The following is a 23567-nucleotide window of genomic DNA, read 5'->3' as shown; positions in this document are numbered from 1 at the left end:
GTGTGAGTAGTAAAAGATGACCTTAAATATTGAAGTTATTAAACCAACAATCGGTGCCATTATTCACGATGTTGACTTAAACACGGCTGATGAAAATACTACACAACAAATTCAACAGGCCTTGCTAGACCATCATGTAATTTTCTTCCGCAATCAGCAGCTCGCACCTCAGGCGCAAGCTGAGTTGGCACGTAGTTTTGGTTCTTTGCATATTCATCCGATCTATCCATCTATCGTGGATGTGCCTGAAATCATTGTATTGGACAGTTGGAAACAAGACTTACGTGATAATGAACTTTGGCATACCGATGTCACTTTCAGCCAAAAGCCACCATTGGGCTGTGTATTACAAGCCATCAAGATTCCACCTGTAGGCGGTGATACACTCTGGTCAAGTGGCGCGGCGGCATTTGCTGCTTTGAATAAAGACTTGCAGCAGAAGTTAAAAGGCTTAACCGCAACACATGACATTCGTCAGTCTTTCCCGATTGAACGTTTTGCGCATAATGATGTTGAGCGTCAAAAACTGGAAGACACCTTTAAGCGTAATCCACCCGTTGTTCATCCTGTGGTCAGAACACATCCTGTAACAGGCCAGCCCATCTTGTTTGTGAGTGAAGGATTTACTACACGTATTAATGAGCTGGATGAGGTTGAAAGTGCTGAATTGTTGCAATATTTATTTGCGCATGCCACCAATGAACGGTTCCATTTGCGTTGGCAGTGGCAGGCAGGCGATGTCGCGATTTGGGATAATCGTTGTACGCAGCATAAGGCTTTATTTGATTATGGTGATGCACATCGAATTATGCATCGTGCCACGATTAACGGTGATGTGCCGTTTTATCAAGCAGCGAGTTAAAATTTAGTTTTAATTTTTTGCTTCGGTGGAATCTTACAGAGATCTCATCTTATTTTTGGATAAGCCTTCAGCTGGAGTTACTTTTGTTTCGGCAAAAGTAACCAAAACCATTGTCATCCACAAAACCTGTTTACTTCCATCATCTCTTTAAATTAATCGCAGAAATGGCGTTTGATTAATCTCACGCAGGTTGTGGATGACCTGTAGCACCAGTGATTCCTGAGAACAGTTCTATATAAAATGGTAGATAGCATCAATTAATCCAAAATTTTCAAAGTGTTATTTAATTAAAAATGAGCCTCTTGTTTATAGATCGAAGGCGCTTGTCCGGTCCAGCGTTTAAAGGCACGTCGGAATTCACGTAATTCGCTAAAACCCAATTGCAGGCTAATTTCACTCATCGACAGGTTTTGTTCCAGTAATTGCTTGGCTTTGCGTTCTAATACATTTTGCCGAATTTGTTGAAAACTCAAGCCCTCTGCTAATAATTGCCGTCTTAAATGACGCTCGCTGAGATGTAATTGTTCAGCAGCATGTTGCATCTCAAAACGTTCAGGTAAATGCTGTTCAATTAAATGATCAAGTAAGTGAACGTATCCGACTTGATTTAATTGGTCTATTTCTTTTAGGGCTTGTTCACAGATGTGTATCGCAGTTGCATAGTTGGCGGGGCTGTAATTTTTTAAGCTGCGCTGCAACAGGCGACGACTAAAACGCATGATATTTTTATCACGGTTAAATTGGACTGGGCAGCCAAAAATATCGTTATATTGTGCTTGGTATTCGCTTGGAAAATAGCTGAGCTCAAGGCTCACTACATCATCATGATCACCCAGCATCGCATTTAAACAGGTGATGATGCTGCTAAATAATTCATCATGGAAAAAGGCAGTGAGTTCATTGCAGGGAGAGGCCTCAGTCACTTCCAATTCACAAAGATCACCTTGAATGGAAAAGTTGATATTCAAGACACTGCCAGAAATTCGATGATAACGAAGAGCAATTTCTAAGGCATCTGCAACGGTTTTGCAGGATTGCATGGCGAAACCTAGAATCCCCATTGAAATCAAACCTTCACTACTGCCAAGTTTTAAACCAAGGTCGGGTTGTTGGTAGGTTGCAATAGCCTGACGTATCACATCACATAGTTGAGGGAAACGAACCACGCCTTGGGTTTGCTGAATGTGAGCGATGTCCAAGCCTGAATCCTGAAACCATGCAGCATACTCCCACTGCTGTTGCTCCGCATAGTGAATCAGGCTGGCCAGAATGGTTGGTGGGATGTACTGCTGTGCTTCAGCGCTATTGATGAATTGTTTAGGCATAAGTCCGTTTTGCCCCCCAAAGAAAAGTGTCTTTAACCCTGTTGGGTATCGCATAATTTTGATTAACTTTCAACAGGCTTTAACACCGTTAGAAAAAGAATTGAGAAAGGGACGCGCTAATGTATCAAGCGGGCTGGGATAAACAGCAAATCAAAGTTACACCGAAAGGCTATGCTATGTTTGGTTATGGGCAATGGTCGCATCGTGCTTATGAACAGCGTACGGCTTTATATGCCCGTAGTGTGAGCATCGTCGATCCATCCGGTCATCGACTGCTACTTTGTTGTCTTGATTTAGGTTGTATTACCCATGCCATGCGCAGCCAAACGATAGCGCAGCTCACGCAGATCTTAGGTTCACAATTTGATGATAATCAATTGGTGTTAATGGCGACCCATACCCACTCTGGGCCTGGTGGCTGTGGTTATGAAGCCTTATATAATCTACCGACACCTGGTTTTGTGCCTGAACATCTCAGTGCAATTGTCGAGGCGATTGTACTGAGTATTCAAAATGCAATCGGGTCTGAACAAGACACCGAGATTTTCTTGGGGACGCAACATTTTTCAGAACCAATACCTATCGCATGGAATCGCTCAATCAAAGCGTATAATCGTAACCCAGAGGTTCAGCCACGCACTGACGCTGAAACGCATTTGGCTTTAAACCGTGAAATGCAATTGATTGGTTTTTATCGTGAACAAAAATTGCAGTCCTTTATCTCCTTATTTGGGGTACATGCAACCTGTTTGGGAAATTCTTTAAACGCCTATGATGGCGATAATAAAGGTTATGCGGCTGCATTTTCTGAGCAGGCTTTAACTGAGCAAGGAATTGAAAATCCAGTCACGATTTTTGCTCAAGCAACCGCAGGGGATGTATCGCCACATTTTCATGGCAAAGATCAGCTCAAGATTCGCAATCGAATTAAGGGTGAGCAGGAATATCAATACGCGCAACAAAATGGGCGTTATCAAAGTGAACTGGCCTTAAGTACCTTACAGCAGAATATTGCTAAAACTTTGGAAAAAGTCGAAGGCAGGATCGATGCTGTTTTGTCCTATGTTGATCTGAGCAATATTGAGATTCCAGAGGCGTTCGTAGCGGGGCAAAAGCATGCGAAGACCAGCCAGCCCTGTCATGGCACTGCATTTTTTGCAGGCACACCTGTGGATGGTTTAGGTGCACCCAAACCCTTAATCATGGGGATGCAATTTTTAGCCGATCAATTTCGCAAACAAAAAATCAAGCATCCCAAAGCAGCAGACTTTGCAGACTATCAACAGCTATATGCATCTCAAGGGCCGAAACAGATTTTACTGGAAGCAGGTGCCAAAAAGATTTTAGGTCAACCGATTGGTTTTCCGCCGAGTATGCTTGATCCGCTGATTGCCGAAATGAATCGACAAGTGAAAGCAGGGGCGATTCAGCACAGTCCTTTAGTCCCAAGTGTGGTTCCCTTACAAATTGTGCGATTAGGTCAATTGGCTTTGATTTGCTGCCCAGGAGAATTTACGACTATCGCAGGGCAGCGTGTAGTTGATACAGTTAAACAGATGCTTGCAGCACAGGCTTCAATTGAAAGCGTTTGGTTGGCATCGTACTGCAATGATTATATGGGTTATGTCACCACCTATGAAGAATACCAAGCGCAGGCGTATGAAGGTGGACATACCTTATTTGGTCAATGGACATTGGCAGCCTGTCAGAGCAAGTTCCAAGGCTTAGCAGAACAGTTATTATTAGAAAAAGATAAACGTCATTACGATGAAATGACACGACCACCGCATATTCCAGTGCAGGAACTCGCAAAACGCACTAATCATGGCAATTTAAAAACTGCCGTCAGCCAAGGAGAGGCAGTATGAGTGATTTAACACAAGGCATTTGGTCGAACTGGTCTGGCTTTCAAAAAGCCAAGCCACAACAGATTTTGCAACCTGCCAATATTCAAGAACTACAGGCTATTGTTCAGGCGCAGCAAAAAATACGGGTAGTGGGTGCAGGGCATTCTTTTACGCCGTTGGTCTGTACTGATGCAACCTTATTGTCTTTGGATCATATTGCCGGAATAGCCTCTACCGATTTCGAACGCTGCCAAAGCAGCATTTATGCAGGCACACGTTTATATGACCTAGACCAACATTTACAACAACAATCGATCAATCAGGCTTTAATGAATCAGGGCGATATTGATCAACAAAGTCTGGCGGGTGCGGCCTCTACAGGCACACATGGCACAGGCGCAGATTTACATTGTATTTCGGCCTATGTTGAGGCATTTGAGTTATTGACGGCATCGGGTGAAATCCTGAAATGCAGTCGCACAGAACATCCTGAAGTTTTTGCCGCAGGGCGAGTTTCTTTAGGTAGTTTAGGCATCTTGACCCAGATCACCATGCAAAATCGCCCACGCTATAAACTCAAAGAACACATTGAACTTTGTCCTGTAGAGGACATGATGCAACACATTCAGCAATGGAAACATCAGCATCGACATATTGAGTGCTTTGTGTTTTCCCATGAAAAGCAGTTGATGTTGAAAACCTTGGATGAGACCGATGAAGCTGTTTTGCCTCGTAAGGAAAATTTCCCATCGGATGATACTTTATTAACCTTATGTTCCGAATTAACCAAAAACTTTCCTTCGCTGAATCCTTATTTACAGAAGCTATTAGGGATCTTTGTCAAACCAACCACTTATGTCGATTGGTCGAGCAAGATATTTCCAACACCGCGCAATACCAAGTTCAATGAAATGGAGTATCAGATCCCTGTTGATCGTGGAATTGAGTGTCTAGATGAAGTGTTGCATGCCTTAAGAACGTATAAAGTTGCAACCTTTTTTCCGCTCGAATTTCGCTTTGTCAAAGGCGATGATATTTGGCTCAGTCCTTTTTATCAGCAGGATTACATTTCGATCTCGGTGCATCAATATCATAAGCAAGACCCACGTTTGATTTTTGATGTGGTTGAGCCAATCTTGCAAAAATATCAGGGGCGTCCACATTGGGGTAAAATGCATCAAATGAACAAGACACAGCTTCGGGCTTTATATCCAAAGTGGGATGATTTTATGGCTTTGCGTCAGCAGCTTGACCCAGAAGCCAAATTTTTAAACCCCTATCTGGAAAAGCTGTTTTTAGGTTAAATCGAATTTTTATGAGTTGAAAGTACTTAACGGAATCATATCGAATTCCCATCCAATTAAGGGTGAAGCTTTCGGCTAGATTTACTTTGGTTTCGTCCTGAGAAGCATTTCAAGCTTCGCAAGATGTATTTAAACTCTTGCGTTTTGCCAAAGCTTTGGTCGCTTTGGCTTGCTCAGGTTGTAGATGACATTCCCTCGTATAAGATGGTTTTTTAGGATCACGATTAAATAAAAAAGGTATCGCCATGTTGGATCATTATTTTAAACAACTCAATCTCGATCTAAAAAAACAGGGGATTGCCACTCCGCAACTGATCATCGATGCAGCGGCTTTAAAACAGAATATCCAGCATGTGCAAGTACGATTGTCTCATGCACCACATTTAAAAGCGCGCTTGGTGGTGAAGTCATTAGCGAGCCTAGACTTACTCAAATTGTTATCTGAACAGATTGATACACAGCGCTTTATGGTGTTTCATCAACCACATATCGTTTCAATCCTAGAAAATTTTGCTGAAGCCGATATCTTGTTGGGTAAGCCGATGCCCGCCCAAGCCGTACGTCACTTCTTTGAACAGCATCCAGAATGGTCAAATGCCAATATCCAGTGGCTGATTGATAGCAAGCAACGTTTACAGCAATACCTAGAGATTGCTCAGCTCTATTCGCTATGCTTGGATGTAAATATTGAGATTGATGTCGGTTTACATCGTGGTGGCGTGCAGTCGACAGCGCAAATGGGCGAAATATTAAAGTTAATTCAACAGTATCCGCAGTATTTAAAACTTTCTGGTTTGATGGGCTATGATGCGCATGTCAGCAAAATCCCAGCCATTATTAAAAAGCCTGAATTGGCCTATCAAAGCTCGCAGCAGACCTATGCCGATTACCAAAAGCTAATTAAAGAGCAGTTCCCAACGCTGTGGAGGGATGAGCTTTGCTTTAATGGCGGAGGCAGTCCAACCTTTAGTTTTCATACGACTGAAAGTGTCTGCAATGATTTGTCTTTTGGTTCAATGCTGCTCAAACCGAGTGATTTTGACAGTGATTTTTTAAGGGCCTTGCAACCCGCCTTATGGATTGCTGCACCGGTATTAAAAATCTTGCCATTTACTCAACTGCCATCGATGTCATTGTTGGATAAATTGCCACATAAGTGTAAGGCGCTGTTTATTTATGGTGGCTATTGGCTGGCTGATTATGTCTATCCTGACCAAGCGCATACCCATGCATTGTATGGTCGTAGCAGTAATCAGGAGTTGGTCAATGTACCGAAGGATTGTGATATTCAAGTCGATGATTTTGTGTTTTTAAGACCGACACAAAGTGAAGCAATTATTCCTCAGTTTTCCAAGTTAAAGCTGTATCGCACGCATGCTTTTGAGACATGGCAAACGTTTAGTGAGTAACGGCATTGCGATTGCCAATAGCCGACCTAAAAGTTTGTTAACGATTTTGAGCCTTAAAAGAAATCTGCCAAATGACAGCTTTTCGCTTCAGTCAGATTTTCAATGGAATCGACCAGTAAAACATTGGTATCTTTTTCGCTTTTATAGGCTGCAATCACTTCTGCATAAATCGGCTGTTTGAGTTTTGAGGCTTTGGAGATAAAACTTGATACCGCCTTTTCCTTAGACCAATCTGCATCTTTTAGCACATATTCATTTTCTACACTATCACATCGCGTCAAAGTGGCTTTTTTATCCTTTATGGTTAAGGTGCCCATAAAAATATCCATACTTTCTTGCGGTTCAGTTGAATTGGCAAAAGTAGTGAAAGGAAAAAGTAAGCTAAATATAAAAAAGACAAAGGAGATTTTTTGCATTGGATTTTTGCTCGTGATTAGGTTCATTATCAGAATAATATTGCCGAGATTCTAATCTAACTGTTTTCCTCAAGCATAGGAAATCATGAAGTAGGAACAGGATTTGAAGCGGATCATGTTCCTACGTGGCTGAATAGCTGATTGAAATGATTTGCTAAAAACGATAGCCAATTTTTAGACCATAAGCGATGGCGCTGTTATTGTTAAAATCGGCCTGTTCTGCAATCGGTTTAATGCCAGGCACTGGGATGTAATAAGTACCATCTTCGGCAACGACATCGCCTAACCAGAAGTATTTAACTCCAGCCGCAATAAAGTAGTTCTGAGCAGGGTTGAACTGAACACCTAAGCCAAGCCCCCAAGAGCCTTTGGTTGGATTTAAGGTCGATGCAGGGTCGCCTGTACCTGAGTCCCAACTGACTTCCGTCGATGCACTCCATTTTTCAGTAAACTGATGCCCAAGTCCGACATTTACCGTCCATTGATCTTTTTGATAGCTGTCCAGATCAAAGCCGCCTGTATAGCTTCCTTCGCTGATCAAGCCTGTTAGATATTCGGTCACTGCGCCAAATTGAGTAGGGCGAATGTGAAAATCTTTCCAGTTGACCCAACGTAGATTGGTATAGAGTAGCGTGTCTTTATATATGCCTGTTTGAAAATCAATATTGACGGATTGTGGAGTGGAAATTCTGGTTTTACTTGCTGTGGTGACTTCCAAAGGTTGACCCAACATGGTTTCAGTTGCTTGCATATCATGGTCGATTTTAGAACGATAGGTCACCGCTGCTTTTAAGGCGATATCTGGAATTTGATAACCCAGACCTGCCAACCAACCGACCGCATGATTGGCTTTAAATTTGGCATCATAGCCATTAAAGGCTTCGCCGTATGAATTACCACGCAGTGCTACATCACCTTTGACAGATTGATAGACGGCACCGCCATAGAGTTGAAAATTGCGAAAAGGATTCACACCTAAAATCATGCTGATGCTTTCGGTATCGACATTGACCGATGTCCCTTGTTGGGTAAACTCATTATCCGAAAAGGTATTATTGGACTGCATAGGATAAGTAATATTAGCACCAAACGGTTGATCGTAAAGCAGGCCAAAGCTGATTTGATTTGTTAGCTGTAATTTGAGTACGGCACTATAATATTGAAAATTATTGCCCATATTGCCTGAGTTAAGATTCTGAGGATCATTGACCAGTTCTGGGCGATTACGAATTTTCCCCGAAATACTTGGATCTACTGCAGTGGCATTGACCTCGACATAATTGCCATTTTCTAGAAAAGGGAGAATGGATTGTGCTGATTGATCCAGTGCTGCAGCGTGGTTTAATGTTGTGATACACATCCCACAGAGGGCAATCACCATTGGATTGAGTTTCATATTGATCATCCTTGCAATATTATGTCTTATTATTAAAAGTGTTCTTGATAAACACTCATTTTTGAAAGATAGCGAGCTGATTCCACACACTATTTTGATTTTAAAATGAATGTCTAGCTATAAGTGAAGCATCTTTTTAGATCATGGCATAGGGTTGTAAATGATCAATATGGGGGGCTAATCGGTCTGGTCGGGAGCTTTCAGATAATAAAAAACCCCGTATCGAGACACAGGGTTTTTTTAGTAAAAGCAGGCGCTTATTGCTTAACGATCAGTACAGGAATATGTGATTCGGTTAAAACGGCACGTGCTACGCTACCGAGCAGTAAACGTTTTACTCCTGTACGGCCATGAGACCCCATCACAATCAAATCTGCACCGACTTCATCGGCCACAAAAATAATCCCTTCACTGGCTGAACCATGATGAATCTTGGTATTAACTTCAATACCGTCACGGATAAAGGATTGGGAAATATCTTGTAGCTGGGTTTTGGCATGCGCTTCGGCTTGCATAAAATAATCTGTTACCGCAGGCGCAAACTGATAGAAATCCACACCCACAAAAGGATCAACGACAACGACACTCAAGATCGTGACTTTTGCCCCTGATAATTTTGCTAAAGACAGTGCATGTTCAACCGCTGCATAAGAAATTGGAGAATCGTCAACAGGGACTAATATATTCTGATATGACATTTTATATTGCTCCTTTATGGTTATAAAAAATAATAAAGCATAATATGTTGATAACATATTGAGTCCGCGTGAGCAAATCAGCAGTACCGGAAAATGTATGATAAAACTGAAAATAATCTAGAAAAACAGCGCATTCCCGCGCAAAATGGAGCGATCAGAAAATCACTGTATTTTTGTAATTTTGCTTAAGATTAACTTTAGATTGAACAATGAAATTTAAGCTTGATTTGAAACGATAAGGAAGGTTCGTGTTACTTAGTTTAGACGCATTTAAGCAACAAAAATTTGACCAGATGGCGGCCAAAATTATGGCAAATCCATCCTTTTATCTAGACTTTGAGTCCGTTTCAGACTTTTATAAAGCCGCATGGTTAGATGAATTTCCACAAGGAACAACATGGTCAGCAACAGGTTTGGATGATGGCGCGGAACAATTTTATGCGGTAATTGAATATGGCGACCATTATCTATATATCAGTCGCTTGCAGCGGGTGACGGTTAAATTAGGTATACGACATCATTACAATCAAAATAACTAATCCGAACAGTCATCTATTTTTGAGCCCCCAGATTTTGAGATCTAAGTCCGAGTGCTATACTTTTGCGCAATCATGAAATCCTAATAAAACAAAATGGACATTTAAAAATGGCACATCAATTTACGGTGAATGAAACAATTCATGGTGTTTCAATTGAAGATTTTTCAAGACTGGTGGCGGATACTTCATTGCATGAAGCTGTATGCAAACGTATTCCGGGTGAAAACTTGGACATTATTGAATCGAATATCAAGGGCGATATTTATACGCTACGTCGTGAATATAATCTGGATGTGAATATTCCAGAGGTCGCCAAAAAATTATTAAAAAATGCATTCCGTCTAAAACGTGCAGACATTACTCATTTGAAAAACTTAACCTCGACAGTTGAGCTTGGTGCAAATCTGCCTTTGGAAGCGAAGGGCGAACGTAGTGTGACCGGGGATAGTGAGAAAGTACATATCGCTTTAACGTGGACTGTCAAAGTCAAAGTTCCCTTGATTGGCGGGATGTTGGAAAAGCATGCTGAAGGCGAAATCCGTAGATTCAGCACGCTTGAAATCGAGATTGTTGCTGATGAGTTAAAGCAGCATCTTTAATTTTCCATCAACATAAAACTCTTCAAGTGGAGAGTTTTATGTTTTTAGAAACGCAAGAAATAGGGAATAATTGAAACAATCACACCAATGATGCCAACTACGGTGTTGCTATCGATGAAGTAGGTAAAGAGCATCAGAACTAAACCACAGACCAAAGGCACGGTCATTTTCTGTTTTTTGCCATACATAAAATAGCCTAAGCCAATTGAGCTAAAGATCACACCAAGAAAGAGTTGGGTTGCATTCATTGTGGTTTGCCATCGGTTATTTTTATCGCGCATATATTATGACAAGATTCTTAAATGAAAATTATGGTAACCCGATAAAATATCCAATACGATATTATTCACTATTTGGTCAAAACAATTATAAGGGCGTGGGATGAGTGTAATTCTACCTGTAGCACAACGTGGTGAAGAAGTTCTAAAAATTAAAGCGGCAACGGTCGCGAGCGGGGAATTTAACAGTGAATGGTTATTGCAATTGGCTTCTGCCATGCATGCGACCATGCTGGAGCGGAATGGTGTCGGGATTGCGGCACCACAAGTTTATATTTCTAAACGATTAATTATTGTGGCATCGCGTCCCAATCCGCGTTATCCCGATGCACCTGAAATGGATGCCGTGGTGATGGTCAATCCTGAGATTCTGGCGTTTTCTCAAGAGTCTTGTTTGGGTGAGGAAGGCTGTCTCAGTGTGCCAGATGAACGTGGGCAGGTAGAACGGGCACAAGCGGTCAAAGTACGTTATTACACCTTACAGGGTGAAGTGATTGAAACCACTTTTGAAGGTTTTCCTGCGCGTATTGTTCAGCATGAGGTGGATCATTTGGATGGTATTTTATTTGTTGAGCGTTTGAGTTAGTTGTTTTTGTAAGCTCATAAAATCATTACAAAAGCTATAATTTTTATATGATCAGTGATCTGTATTATAACTTTCATCTAAATTAAAACTTGAAATATTTAAAGGTTAGATGACCATGAAAACTCCTCTTCCTGATTACTTGGCACATGTGATTGAGGCCTGCGATACAGATAATAGAGGAAATCTCGCCGATTATATTCCTGAGTTGGCCAACGCCAATCCTGATCGTTTGGCACTGGCTTTATCTACAGTTGATGGTGAAATTTATTCCGTTGGGGATGATGAGATTGAATTTACCATTCAGTCGATGTCCAAACCATTTACGTATGCCTATGTGCTACAACAGCTTGGTATAGACGCGGTATTAGAGAAAGTAGGGGTTGAACCTTCAGGTGAAGCTTTTAATGAAATTTCATTGGGCAAAGACCGCCGTCCCAAAAATCCGATGATTAATTCGGGTGCAATCACTACACATTCATTGATTCCAGTCAAAGATGAGTTATCAGGCGCAGAAATTTTACGTCGATTTATGAGTGAGCTGGCAGGACGTGAGCTGCAATTTGATGATGCAGTATATGAATCTGAGGTGAAAACGGCTTACCGCAATCTCTCGATCGGTTATATGTTGCGAACCGTAGGAATTTTAGAGTCCGATCCTGAAGAAATTGTGAATGGCTATATTCGCCAATGCGCGATCTTGGTGACAGTTAAAGATCTGGTACGGATGGGCAGTGTTTTTGCCAATGGCGGAGTAGATCCTAAAACTGGAAAACGCTTATTGAATCGTGCTGTAGTACGCCAAGTCCTGAGTGTGATGATGAGTTGTGGGATGTATGATGCTGCGGGGGATTGGCTCACAACGGTGGGGATTCCTGCCAAAAGTGGTGTTGCTGGTGGAATCTTGGGGGTGTTGCCGGGTCAGGTGAGTATTGCGGCTTTTTCTCCTCGACTCGATGAGCACGGTAATAGTATACGCGGCATTGATATCTTGGAACGGCTCTCTCGTGATATGGGCTTGCATTTGATGGAAGGCACACCTTCCGCACAAACGATTGTGCAGAGTCATTATCGAACTGGAAAAGATGCATCTTTGAGTGTGTATGTGCTTCGCGGTGTATTGAAATTTACTGAAGCGGAAATGTTGTTACGGACCTTGCAATGTGAGCCTGTCGATAAAAGTTCTATTGTGATTGATTTAACTCAGATTTCACTGATTCATGAGGTCGGAAAACGGATGTTTTTGGAAGGCATTGATCGTTTGATTGATGATGGTCACAGCTTGCTGTTGGTTGATCCTGAGCAGCGTTTGGATCATGCGCGAACGCATAAAGATCGGGTGTTGCATGTTTATCAGAATCTAGAGGATTTGATTGAGAAGCATAAAGAGCTGTAAGTGCAAAGAGCCTATATTGAAGTGATATAGGTTCTAAATTAGTGCGATGTTTTTCCGATGTGAGGTTTAAACATCGTATTAAATAATATCGTTGGATGAATTGTCGCTTGTGGGGCGTATTTACTTCAAATTTTATTTATACTGAGCCGATTAGTTTTTGAAGAATATCTAGAATGAAAAATAAAATATTGGGTTTAGGGTTGATGTGTCTGGTTTCACAGCCACTGTTTGCAGCTCCATTTGTTCAACCTGTGATTCAGGGTAAAACGTACAATAATTGGGAGGTGCCTATACGTTCATTGGGTAAACCGAAAAGCGTTGTTAAAGGAAAACCTGATGAATGTAACGGTGGCTATTTCCCAGATGAATATGATTATGGCAGCTTTAAACTTTTAGATACAGGTGTCATTAAAGAGGTTTATTTTAGTCAGAACAATGCACTAGTGTTTCATGGACAAAAGATTGGTAGTGGGATAGATCAAAAGAGTTTTATGCAACAATTTAAAAAATATGAATTGTGGATGGACGCTGAAAATAAGAATGCTGTTTATAGTGGGCTGGCTGAAAGTGGAAATGATTCAATAGAATTTGTTTTTAAAAATGGAAAACTTTTAAAATATAAGTTGTTCTTTGATAATTGTTAATTTTGGAAGATTAAGTATATAGGATTGATAAGTTAAAGATTTAGCTGCCTTTTATTTCTTAATTTTACTCTAACGCTGAATTAATTAGATGAAGCCTTATAATAAAAATCTAAAGCAAGTATCTCGAAATTTAAGAAGCAATATGACAGATGCTGAGCAACTGCTATGGCAAAGAATCAGACGTAAACAGATTTTAGGATTACAGTTTTATCGACAAAAACCTCTTCTAAATTTTATTGTGGATTTCTATAGTCCAGCAGTGAATTTGGTCATTGAATGTGATGGTGGGCAGCATTACACCAAATTGGGGTTAGAGGCTGATCAAAATCGTGATCATGCTTTAAGTGAATTAGGACTGATCACTTTAAGATTTACTAATCATCAGATTTTGACTGAGATGGATGCTGTGGTATAGCAGATTTATTCTATGGTTCGGCAAAGGTTAGAAACCTTCTAATCCTGCTTTATAAGAGGGAAGCTTTGCTGTGAATTGGATCTATGTCGTGGATTCCCGCCGTTCCCTCCTTTTTAAAGGAGGGTTGGCCGATTAGAATCTTGCTTCATACTTTTTAGTTTCTAGATTATACATTTGCCAGTCAAATTTCTTTCTCTTGGCTATTCAGAAAATTATTTTTTATACAATTATCAATTCAATCCCTCCCAACCTCCCTTTGAAAAGGGAGGAGCTGTCACGTAATTTATTAGATACGTGCAAGTCCCCCTTTACTAAAGGTGAGAAACTACGTTTCGCAAGAGGGGGATTCAATTAACCAATCGAATCATCTAAATTCGGCGCTAACCAACGCTTCGCTTCATCCAGTGTCCAGCCTTTACGTTTGGCATAATCCTCAAGCTGATCTTGAGAAATCTTGCCTACGTTAAAGTATTCACTTTCAGGATGCGAATAATAGAAACCACTGACAGAAGAAGGTGGCATCATCGCAAAGTGTTCAGTCAACTTGGTACCAATTTTCGCTTCCGAACCTAACCAGTCAAATAACACCGCTTTTTCAGAATGCTCTGGGCAAGCAGGGTAACCTGGTGCAGGACGAATACCCACATACTTCTCTTTGATCAGCGCTTCATTATCTAGAGTCTCATCGGCTTTATAGCCCCAGAACTCTTTACGGATACGCTCATGCAAATGCTCAGCAAAAGCTTCGGCAAAACGGTCAGCCAAAGACTGAACTAAAATTGCAGAGTAATCATCACCTTTGGCTTTATATTCATTTGCCAATTCTTCAGCACCAAAGATCGATACAGTGAAACCACCAAGATAATCGGTATTGTCTTTAGAAGTACTAATAAAGTCCGCTAAAGATAAATTTGGTTTGCCTGTGACTTTGTCTGATTGCTGACGAATATGCTCAAAAGTATGCGTAACTTTTTGACCAGCTTCATCAAACACGCTGACGGTATCTGCACCTGTACGTTGTGCAGGGTATAAACCAAATACAGCACGTGCATCAAAACGATGATTCTCGATAATGTCTTTCAACATCGCTTGTGCTTGGTTATACAAATCAGTTGCCGCTTCACCCACAACTTCATCTGTCAGGATTTTCGGGAATTTACCCGCCAAACTCCAAGAGATAAAGAATGGCGTCCAGTCAAAATATTCAACCAAGGTCGCCAATGGATAATTGGTAATGACTTGCGTGCCTAAGCTATTTGGAATCGGTGGGATATAGTTGTCATCCACTTTGAAACCATTTTCAATCGATTCGGCATAACTGAGTTTGGCTGCTTTCGGTTGCTTATTGGCTAGGCGTTCACGAATCTTGGCATATTCAGCGCGATGCTCAGCAATAAAATTGCCACGCATTTCTTTTGATAATAGGGTCGTTGCCACCCCCACTGCACGAGAGGCGTCGGCCACATAGATCACTGCATCATTTTGATATTGCGGATCAATCTTGACTGCGGTATGGGCTTTCGATGTGGTTGCACCACCAATCAACAATGGGATATTAAAGCCTTTACGCTGCATCTCTTTGGCAACAAACACCATTTCATCCAAAGATGGGGTGATTAAACCAGACAAACCGATGATGTCACATTTTTCATCAATCGCAGTTTGCAAGATTTTTTCCGCAGGGACCATCACACCAAGATCAACGATGTCATAACCATTACAACCCAAGACCACGCCCACGATATTTTTACCAATATCGTGTACGTCACCTTTTACAGTTGCCATCAACACTTTACCTTTAGACTGGCTTCCTGTTTTTTCAGCTTCGATGTACGGGTTCAGCCATGCCACGGCTTGTTTCATTACACGTGCAGATTTCACCACTTGTGGTAGGAACATTTTACCTGAACCAAACAAGTCACCAACCACGTTCATGCCATCCATCAATGCACCTTCAATCACATCGAGTGGACGTTTAGCTTTTAAACGAGCTTCTTCGGTATCTTCATCGATATACGTGGTAATACCTTTGACTAAGGCATATTCAAGACGTTTTTCAACCGATTCATTGCGCCATTCAAGGTTTTCAGCTTCACGTTGTGCGCCAGTATGACCACGGTATTTTTCAGCCACTTCAAGCAGTTTTTCTGTCGCGTTTTGACCCGATTCACCTTGGTTCTGATTCAGAACCACATCTTCAACCGCATCTTTTAGTTCTTTTGGAATATCGTCGTAAATCGCCATTTGACCAGCGTTCACGATCCCCATGGTCATGCCTTGTTTAATGGCATGGTAAAGGAATACCGAGTGAATCGCTTCACGCACTGGTTCATTACCACGGAAAGAGAACGATACGTTAGAGACACCGCCTGAGATCATGGCATGCGGCAAGTTTTGTTTAATCCAACCTGTAGCCTCAATAAAGTCGACGCCGTAATTGTTATGTTCTTCAATCCCTGTTGCCACTGCAAATACGTTCGGGTCAAAAATAATATCTTCAGCAGGGAAGCCGACATCATTGACCAAAACATCATAAGAGCGTTTACAGATTTCACGCTTCCGTGCAGCGGTATCAGCCTGACCTGCTTCATCAAAGGCCATGACAATAATCGCAGCACCGTATTGACGACATAAACGTGCTTTTTCGACAAACTCGTCATAACCTTCTTTTAAGGAAATTGAGTTGACGACTGGTTTACCTTGTACACACTTTAAGCCCGCTTCAATGATTTCCCATTTCGATGAGTCAATCATGATCGGCACACGAGAGATATCTGGTTCAGATGCGACGAGGTTGAGGAAGTGCACCATCGCATTTTGCGAATCGAGCATCCCTTCATCCATGTTGATGTCGATGATCTGTGCACCAGCTTCAACCTGTTGCTGAGCCACTTCTAAAGCTTCGGCAAAGTTCTCTTCACGGATGAGACGTAGGAATTTTTTTGAACCCGTCACGTTGGTACGTTCACCAACATTCACGAATAATGAATTTTCATCAATGTTAAATGGTTCTAAACCACTTAAACGGCAGGCAGGAACAGTTTCAGGCACTTGACGTGGCTGAATGTCTTTGACTGCATTGTAAATGGCACGAATATGGTCAGGTGTGGTACCACAGCAACCGCCCGTGATATTGATCAAACCACTTTCAGCAAATTCTTTAATGAATGCTGCCGTTTGTTCAGGCGTTTCATCATATTCACCGAAGGCATTCGGTAAACCCGCATTAGGATGGGCAGAAATGAAGGTATCTGCAACATCAGAAATCGTTTTCACATGTGGACGCATGGCATCTGCACCCAAGGCACAGTTAAAACCAATCGAGAGTAAATCGCCATGACGTACCGAGTTCCAGAAGGCTTCTGCGGTTTGACCTGTTAAGGTACGGCCAGATGCATCGGTAATGGTGCCTGAAATCATCAATGGCAGTTCATGACCAATTTGCTTGAATACCTCTTTCACCGCAAAGATTGCAGCCTTACAGTTCAAAGTATCAAATACAGTTTCGATCAACAGAATGTCAGCACCGCCTTCAATCAGGGCATGGGCAGCTTCAATATAGTTTTCTTTGAGTTCATCAAAAGTAATATTACGGAAAGCCGGATCATTGACATTCGGCGAGATTGAACAGGTACGTGAGGTCGGGCCGAGTACACCTGCCACAAAACGTGGTTTTTCTGGGGTCGAGTATTTGTCACATGCTGCACGCGCTAAACGTGCCGCTTCACGGTTGATCTCTGGAACAAGATCTTCCATGTGATAATCCGACATTGAAACACGGGTGCCGTTAAAGCTGTTGGTTTCAATAATGTCCGCACCTGCATCCAAGTAGGCTTCGTGGATGCCTTGAATAATTTTTGGCTGGGTTAATACCAATAAGTCGTTATTGCCTTTTAGGTCTGATGCCCAATCTACAAAACGTTCACCACGATAATCTTCTTCTTCTAATTTATGGCGTTGAATCATGGTTCCCATTGCGCCATCAATAATCAGGATACGTTGGGCAAGAAGTGATTGTAGGGTGGTAAGCGTGGACATTCAGGAACCCCAGGAGCTGATGAAGATAAAAAGCAGGGGCATTGTAACAGAAGCTACGCCAAAGCGCGTATTTTCAGCAGTCAGCAAGATGATTCCATTAGTTCATTCATAAAATGTCATAAAAGCTTCACGAAGTTGTCATAATTGAATTGGATAATGCTTAAAAAGAAAACAGGTTGTTCGAAATGTGACAATTCGATGTCATATTTCGTAGCATTTGTTGCAAAATCAGACAAACAGTTCTTATGGTGTTTTTGTTTTTATAATGTATTGTTTTTTATTAACTAAAATAAAATACAGGGCGTATTTATTGTAAGAAAATACAAAAAAATGTGAGGAAAACATGAAATTTTGGCTTTATGTGACAGTCCTTTGTCATATAATTGTCATAATTTAATTAAACAATACAGGGGATTTTATTATCCCCTAACCGTCTACATGAATTCTAATCTTCCTCCTGTTTCGGATTCACCGCTTGCCAGCTCTCAGGCAAAATCGACGAATGTACATGTACCAACACCGAAATTTTTTATGCCGGTGTTCTTAACAGTTATTGTTGCAACACTGATTTATATCGGTTTTCAGCTCAGCGCTGATTTGGCACATGTACCGCCTTTAAGTTTATATTCAGTTATTCTTTTATCGACGGCACTTTTCATTGCTTTAGGCTTTGAATTTGTAAATGGTTTTCACGATACGGCAAACGCTGTAGCGACGGTTATTTATACCAATGCATTACCTGCTCCAGCAGCAGTGATGTGGGCTGGTTTCTGTAACTTCCTTGGAGTTATGGTAGCGAGTGGCGCAGTTGCGTACGGTATTATTGCATTACTTCCTGTAGAAATGATCATGAATGTCGGCAGCGGCGCTGGCTTTGCGATGGTTTTTGCATTGTTAATCGCAGCAATTCTCTGGAATCTGGGTACGTGGTTCTTAGGAATTCCTGCATCAAGTTCACACACTTTAATCGGTTCGATTTTAGGTGTGGGTATCATGAACCATTTCTTGAATGCTTCAGTTGGTGCGACCAGCAGTGGTATTGATATGGATCAGGTGATTAAAGTTGGTAAGGCGCTATTATTCTCTCCATTGATTGGTTTTGCATTTGCAGCCATCTTATTCTTATTGGTGAAGAAAGTCTTTAAACGCCAAATGGAGCTGTTTCAGCCGCCTGAAGGCAATAAGCCACCACCACCACTCATTCGCGCTATTCTGATTTTCACCTGTACGGGTGTAAGTTTTGCCCATGGTTCAAACGATGGTCAAAAAGGTATGGGCCTGATCATGTTGATCTTGATCGGTTTGGTGCCATTGGCTTATTCGTTAAACAAAAATTTAGATGCCCAGCAATTACAGTCTTTTGAACAGCTTTCTGCACAGACAGCAACCGTGTTGAATGTTAACCAAAATGAGCTGACGGATGAAAAGGCACGTGATGTATTAACCAAATATATCCAAACCAAAGAACAAACAGATGAAGTTGTACCTGCACTTGCAAGCATGACTGCACACTTGGGTAACCGTGTTGCCGGTTATGGCGATCTTAAGGCGATTCCTGAAGCCGCTGTCAGTGAAATCCGTAACGACATGTATTTAAGTACCACGACCTTCAAGCGTTTAGATAAAGCAGAAGCTTTACCTGAAATGGATAAAGATCAAGCGAAAGTAGTTAAAGAATACCGTAGTAGCTTGGATTCATTTCTTCAATACATTCCGAACTGGGTGAAAGTCGCAGTTGCATTGGCATTGGGTCTTGGTACCATGGTCGGTTGGAAGCGTATTGTGGTGACTGTTGGCGAGCGTATTGGTAAGAACCACATGACTTACGGTCAGGGGATGTCGGCTGAGCTTGTCGCAATGAGTACCATTGCAGCAGCGGATGGCTTAGGTATGCCTGTATCAACAACACATGTATTAAATAGTGCGGTTGCGGGTACTATGGTTGCGAATAAATCAGGTTTGAACTTCGCAACAGTGAAAACCATTCTTTCAGCGTGGATCTTTACTTTGCCAGCGACGATTGCTTTATCGGGCGGCTTATACTGGTTATTCTTGCAGTTCGTTTCATAATGCAAATAAATTGTTGCGTTTAAGACGGAATGTAAAAGCTTTGCTTCGGCAAAGCTTTTTTTATGCCTGTTATCGGGGTTTCTTTAAGATTGGTTGGTTTTGGGTATCAGTTGGTCTTTCGAAATAGGTAAGCGTATGCTGTCCTGAATAGCTGAATAGCTGAATAGCTGAATAGCTGAATAGCTGAATAGCTGAATAGCTGAATAGCTGAATAGCTGAATAGCTGAATAGCTGAATAGCTGAATAGCTGAATAGCTGAATAGCTGAATAGCTGAATAGCTGAATAGCTGAATAGCTGAATAGCTGAATAGCTGAATAGCTGAATAGCTGAATAGCTGAATAGCTGAATAGCTGAATAGCTGAATAGTGGGGGATTTGAGTTAAGCTAAAATGATCCCAACAAAGTCGGCTATATTCCCCAAAAGAGGAATAGTTTTTCTATGATCATATCCGTTAGTATCAAGAGACAGATCGTGCGAGGTTGTGTTTTCACGGTAATAATAAACATAAAATGTTGTTCTATTTACACTCCGCCATTCTCCGATATAGAGAGTGGCTTTTTTTAGTTTTGATGTTTTGTTTCTATAATATTCAGCCAATAAAAAAGAGCTGTTAAAAACAGCTCTTTTTTATTTCACAAAGCATTAAGCTTGTTGGATACCCGCAACAACCCAATCTTGTTGTGAACCGGCAGGTTTTACAAAATGCCAGATTTCAGTGAATGGTTGTGGCAAGCTGTTTAAGTCTTCACTTACTGTACCTGTAAAGCGTACGCTTACAACGTATTGACCATTTTCAGTTGCGCTTTCAACTACCATTGCATTGAGGTTACTAAACTCAGCAACGTCTTGGTCTTGGTTTGACATGATGTCGTTGTACATTGAATCGTACAGTTCAGGGGTTAAGTAACGGCGAATTTCTTCAACATTACTGGCACTGTTAACTGATTGAATGTGGTTAAAGCGTTGACGTGCAATACGTAAGAATGCAGCAGGTTCCGTACCATCTGGTAATTGGTTGCCACTATTCATTGATGCACTACCAAACGGTGCTTGCGGTGCAGCGCCACCATTTACAGATTGACCAAAAATATTGGTGTTATCATTTGCTTGAGGTGCAGCTTGACGAGTGAAATTGTTCTGACCATTGTTATTTGGTGCGTAAGGGTTGTTTGCTGCAACTTTTTGTTTACCGCTGAATCGACGGAAAATAAAGAAGGCACCCCCAGCAATTAACAATAGCCATATCCACGTTGGAATGCCGCCTTTTTTCTCTTGCTGTTGAGCTTGTTGCTGTTGAGCCGCTTGAGCATTGGTTGCCTGCTGCTCAGTTGCAGTTGGGTTGTGTTGCTTGTCATCTGCTAACGCATTCGCGGCTACAGCACCAATCGCAGCACCAGCAACACCCGCAGCAACCATTGAACCAACACCTGGGCCAGACTTCTGCGGAGCAGCTTGTTGTGGTGCAGGAGCAGCTTGACGTGGCTGTTGATAAGACTGGTTATAAGATTGACTAGATGAACTAGAGCGGCTCATCCCATGACTTTTACCACCACCTGCACGTTTTGCTTCTGCAAGTGGTGCAGCAACCAAAGTTGCCATTAAAAGCGCTGCGACTAAACTACGCTGCTTTGCTTTCATCGAAAATTCCTATTTAAATCCAATTCGTAAATGTATTTATGAAGGTATTTGCATGGAATTTCAATAAGAAAAGTATGTTTTTTTATGTCAATTCATCACTCAATTGCATTGCTTCAGTCAAAGCTTCATGCAAACGTGCGACCGCAATGATTTGAACACCTTCAATTGTTTTTTGTGGCGCATTGCCTCGAGGTAAAATCACATACTTAAAGCCATGTTTGACCGCTTCTTTTAAACGTTCCTGACCATTGGGTACAGGACGAATTTCGCCAGAGAGCCCAACTTCGCCAAAGACAGCCAATTGCTGTGGTAGGGCTTTGCCTCTTAAACTGGAAGCACAGGCAAGTAATACAGCCAAATCTGAGCCAGTTTCAGTAATTTTTAAACCACCGACAACATTGACATAAACATCCTGTCCTGAGGTTTGTACACCACCATGTCTGTGCATGACTGCAAGCAACATATTCAAACGGTTTTGTTCTAAACCGAGTGCAACACGACGGGGTTGCCCATGCGCATCATCAACCAGTGCTTGCACCTCAACCAGTAGTGGGCGAGTACCTTCACGGCTAATCATCACAATAGAGCCCGGAATGGCTTCATCATAACGACTCAGAAAAATCGCCGATGGGTTGGCAACCTCACGCAGACCTTTATCGGTCATGCCAAACACACCGAGTTCATTAACCGCACCAAAACGGTTCTTTACCGCACGAATCATACGGTAGCGAGAATCAGATTGTCCTTCAAAGTAGAGTACACAATCGACCATATGTTCTAAAACACGAGGACCTGCAAGAGAGCCTTCTTTGGTGACATGACCGACAATAAACAAAGCGGTGCCACTATTTTTGGCGAAACGTGTCAGTAAGGCAGCAGATTCACGAATCTGTGAAACACCCCCTGGGGCAGACTGTAAAGTCTCGGTATATAAGGTTTGAATCGAATCGAGGATGGCCACCACTGGGCGTTCTTGTGCCAGTACTTCACAGATACGTTCTACACAGGTTTCCGCCATGACTTTGAGTGAGTCTGTCGGTAGATCTAAACGTTGTGCACGTAAAGCCACTTGCGATAAAGATTCTTCACCTGTGACGTACAGGGCTGTACTTTTTTTGCTGGCCATATGCGTTGCGGTTTGCAGTAGGATGGTTGATTTACCAATCCCTGGGTCACCACCGATTAATACAACAGATCCAATAACTAACCCCCCACCGAGCACGCGATCGAATTCGCTAATCCCTGTTGGAACACGGCTTTCATTGGAGACTGTGACTTGGTTGAGCGTAGTGATACTAGACGCTTGTCCTGCATAGCCACCTATTTTAGGCTGGCCACGATGTGTTACTGCTGGCTCGATACGAACCTCAAGCAGACTATTCCATTCGCCACATTCAGTACATTGACCCGTCCATTTGGGATGGTCTGCACCACATTGTTCACATCGGTAAACGGTTTTAATTTTTGCCATAAGATAAAATTGAAAACTTTCTTAAAATTAGATAAAAAAGAATCAGGACGAAAATTTCTAACAATGCTAATCGTTGTTTAAGGAATAACAAAACGAAGACGGCATGATTTCGTCGCAGATTGGTTAAAGGGAAGTGCTCAGAAAAATAACATGATATACAACTTTTACAAGTTATAGACAGTGTGTTTTTAGCAATCACTTTTTTTGTTCAATTCACTTTTTCCAAGGATGGGAGGGCTATGTTTGCTTAATCTGATGTCATGAGATGACGATTTGATGGCATAGATATTGCTCATGCAAAGCGGAATGAAATATTGGCATTATTGTGCCTTATTTTGTGCAAACACCAAGTATTAATGGTGTAGAGGATAAGGAGATATAAGAAGTGGGTGTGAAAGCGTTTATATATGATCCAATTAAATTGCTTAGCTATAAATGCAACATTCAGCAAAGAACATATTAAACGTACACAGAGATTTTTATCTAATGATTGAATTATAAATCAATTTTTGGATGGATGTTTTGGAATAGAAAAGAACAGCTCGGCTAAGTTTAGTGTTCTTTTTTATAATTCGTTTTGGTCTTACCTGTGTTGTCCTGATAAGTTCATTGTATTGTTTTGGCCTTGTGCGTATGA

20 protein-coding genes are annotated in these 23567 nt (G+C 41.6%); 11 read left to right on the top strand and 9 right to left on the bottom strand.

Features of this window, described 5'->3' with window-relative positions; genetic code table 11:
* Positions 1-16: 16 nt before the first annotated feature.
* Positions 17-862 carry a taurine dioxygenase gene (gene tauD / locus NQU59_RS16405; protein WP_257064099.1) on the top strand — a complete coding sequence of 282 codons (846 nt, stop codon included), beginning with the start codon at positions 17-19 and terminating at the stop codon, positions 860-862.
* 287 nt (positions 863-1149) lie between these two features.
* Here tauD and NQU59_RS16400 read toward each other — a convergent pair whose 3' ends face one another.
* On the bottom strand, positions 1150-2241 hold the full coding sequence (locus NQU59_RS16400; protein ID WP_257064098.1) for an AraC family transcriptional regulator: 1092 nt from the start codon (positions 2239-2241) through the stop codon (positions 1150-1152).
* A 65-nt stretch (positions 2242-2306) separates the two neighbouring features.
* Here NQU59_RS16400 and NQU59_RS16395 point away from each other — a divergent pair, with 65 nt between their 5' ends.
* Together NQU59_RS16395 and NQU59_RS16390 are read left to right on the top strand one after the other, a co-directional pair.
* Positions 2307-4055, top strand: a complete 1749-nt coding sequence (locus tag NQU59_RS16395) for a neutral/alkaline non-lysosomal ceramidase N-terminal domain-containing protein (RefSeq protein ID WP_257064097.1) — start codon at positions 2307-2309, stop codon at positions 4053-4055.
* Positions 4052-5338: a D-arabinono-1,4-lactone oxidase gene (locus NQU59_RS16390; RefSeq protein WP_257064096.1), complete on the top strand. Its 1287-nt coding sequence runs from the start codon at positions 4052-4054 to the stop codon at positions 5336-5338. Before NQU59_RS16395 ends, NQU59_RS16390 begins: the two co-directional genes overlap by 4 nt.
* A 109-nt stretch (positions 5339-5447) precedes the next feature.
* On the opposite strand, the gene NQU59_RS16385 is transcribed toward NQU59_RS16390, so the two are convergent.
* Positions 5448-5585, bottom strand: coding sequence for a hypothetical protein (locus NQU59_RS16385; RefSeq protein ID WP_155522863.1), 138 nt, complete (start codon positions 5583-5585; stop codon positions 5448-5450).
* Between NQU59_RS16385 and NQU59_RS16380 the strand changes: the two genes are divergently transcribed.
* Positions 5584-6747 carry an alanine racemase gene (locus tag NQU59_RS16380; RefSeq protein ID WP_257064093.1) on the top strand — a complete coding sequence of 388 codons (1164 nt, stop codon included), beginning with the start codon at positions 5584-5586 and terminating at the stop codon, positions 6745-6747. The two genes, NQU59_RS16385 and NQU59_RS16380, sit on opposite strands and share 2 nt — an antisense overlap.
* A 53-nt stretch (positions 6748-6800) precedes the next feature.
* Here NQU59_RS16380 and NQU59_RS16375 read toward each other — a convergent pair whose 3' ends face one another.
* From NQU59_RS16375 to NQU59_RS16365, 3 genes are all read right to left on the bottom strand, one after another.
* Positions 6801-7163, bottom strand: coding sequence for a hypothetical protein (locus NQU59_RS16375; protein ID WP_257064092.1), 363 nt, complete (start codon positions 7161-7163; stop codon positions 6801-6803).
* Between the two features lie 154 nt (positions 7164-7317).
* Positions 7318-8559, bottom strand: coding sequence for an OmpP1/FadL family transporter (locus NQU59_RS16370; RefSeq protein WP_257064090.1), 1242 nt, complete (start codon positions 8557-8559; stop codon positions 7318-7320).
* Between the two features lie 257 nt (positions 8560-8816).
* Positions 8817-9257: a universal stress protein gene (locus NQU59_RS16365; protein WP_005242829.1), complete on the bottom strand. Its 441-nt coding sequence runs from the start codon at positions 9255-9257 to the stop codon at positions 8817-8819.
* A 248-nt stretch (positions 9258-9505) separates the two neighbouring features.
* Between NQU59_RS16365 and NQU59_RS16360 the strand changes: the two genes are divergently transcribed.
* Positions 9506-9796 (top strand): hypothetical protein, encoded by a 291-nt coding sequence (locus NQU59_RS16360; RefSeq protein ID WP_005242828.1) that lies wholly within the window; start codon positions 9506-9508, stop codon positions 9794-9796.
* A 107-nt stretch (positions 9797-9903) separates the two neighbouring features.
* Positions 9904-10395: a DUF2505 domain-containing protein gene (locus tag NQU59_RS16355; protein ID WP_257064088.1), complete on the top strand. Its 492-nt coding sequence runs from the start codon at positions 9904-9906 to the stop codon at positions 10393-10395.
* Between the two features lie 44 nt (positions 10396-10439).
* Here NQU59_RS16355 and NQU59_RS16350 read toward each other — a convergent pair whose 3' ends face one another.
* The gene (locus tag NQU59_RS16350) at positions 10440-10643 is read right to left on the bottom strand and encodes a hypothetical protein (protein WP_032861955.1); all 204 of its coding nucleotides are present in this window, start codon (positions 10641-10643) and stop codon (positions 10440-10442) included.
* A 133-nt stretch (positions 10644-10776) separates the two neighbouring features.
* Here NQU59_RS16350 and def point away from each other — a divergent pair, with 133 nt between their 5' ends.
* The 4 genes from def to NQU59_RS16330 all read left to right on the top strand — a co-directional run bounded on the left by def (position 10777) and on the right by NQU59_RS16330 (position 13711).
* Positions 10777-11259 carry a peptide deformylase gene (gene def / locus NQU59_RS16345; protein WP_257064087.1) on the top strand — a complete coding sequence of 161 codons (483 nt, stop codon included), beginning with the start codon at positions 10777-10779 and terminating at the stop codon, positions 11257-11259.
* A 115-nt stretch (positions 11260-11374) separates the two neighbouring features.
* A complete protein-coding gene (locus NQU59_RS16340; protein WP_257064086.1) occupies positions 11375-12652 on the top strand; it encodes a glutaminase in 1278 nt (425 codons plus the stop codon).
* 173 nt (positions 12653-12825) lie between these two features.
* On the top strand, positions 12826-13296 hold the full coding sequence (locus NQU59_RS16335; RefSeq protein WP_257064082.1) for a hypothetical protein: 471 nt from the start codon (positions 12826-12828) through the stop codon (positions 13294-13296).
* Positions 13297-13384: 88 nt separating this feature from the next.
* Positions 13385-13711, top strand: coding sequence for an endonuclease domain-containing protein (locus NQU59_RS16330; RefSeq protein WP_257064081.1), 327 nt, complete (start codon positions 13385-13387; stop codon positions 13709-13711).
* A gap of 351 nt (positions 13712-14062) precedes the next feature.
* Here the strand turns inward: NQU59_RS16330 and metH are convergent, their stop codons facing one another.
* The gene (gene metH, locus NQU59_RS16325) at positions 14063-17749 is read right to left on the bottom strand and encodes a methionine synthase (RefSeq protein WP_257064080.1); all 3687 of its coding nucleotides are present in this window, start codon (positions 17747-17749) and stop codon (positions 14063-14065) included.
* 438 nt (positions 17750-18187) lie between these two features.
* Here metH and NQU59_RS16320 point away from each other — a divergent pair, with 438 nt between their 5' ends.
* Complete coding sequence (locus NQU59_RS16320) at positions 18188-19819, top strand: inorganic phosphate transporter (protein WP_043972073.1); 1632 nt, start codon at positions 18188-18190, stop codon at positions 19817-19819.
* Between the two features lie 644 nt (positions 19820-20463).
* On the opposite strand, the gene NQU59_RS16315 is transcribed toward NQU59_RS16320, so the two are convergent.
* Positions 20464-21459, bottom strand: a complete 996-nt coding sequence (locus NQU59_RS16315; RefSeq protein WP_005242794.1) for a Tim44 domain-containing protein — start codon at positions 21457-21459, stop codon at positions 20464-20466.
* A gap of 82 nt (positions 21460-21541) precedes the next feature.
* Positions 21542-22930, bottom strand: a complete 1389-nt coding sequence (gene radA, locus NQU59_RS16310) for a DNA repair protein RadA (RefSeq protein WP_005242792.1) — start codon at positions 22928-22930, stop codon at positions 21542-21544.
* Between the last annotated feature and the right edge of the window lie 637 nt (positions 22931-23567).

This window comes from Acinetobacter colistiniresistens (assembly GCF_024582815.1).
Taxonomy (GTDB): domain Bacteria; phylum Pseudomonadota; class Gammaproteobacteria; order Pseudomonadales; family Moraxellaceae; genus Acinetobacter.
Note: the sequence above shows the minus strand (reverse complement) of the source record. Positions and strands in the feature narration are given on the sequence as shown.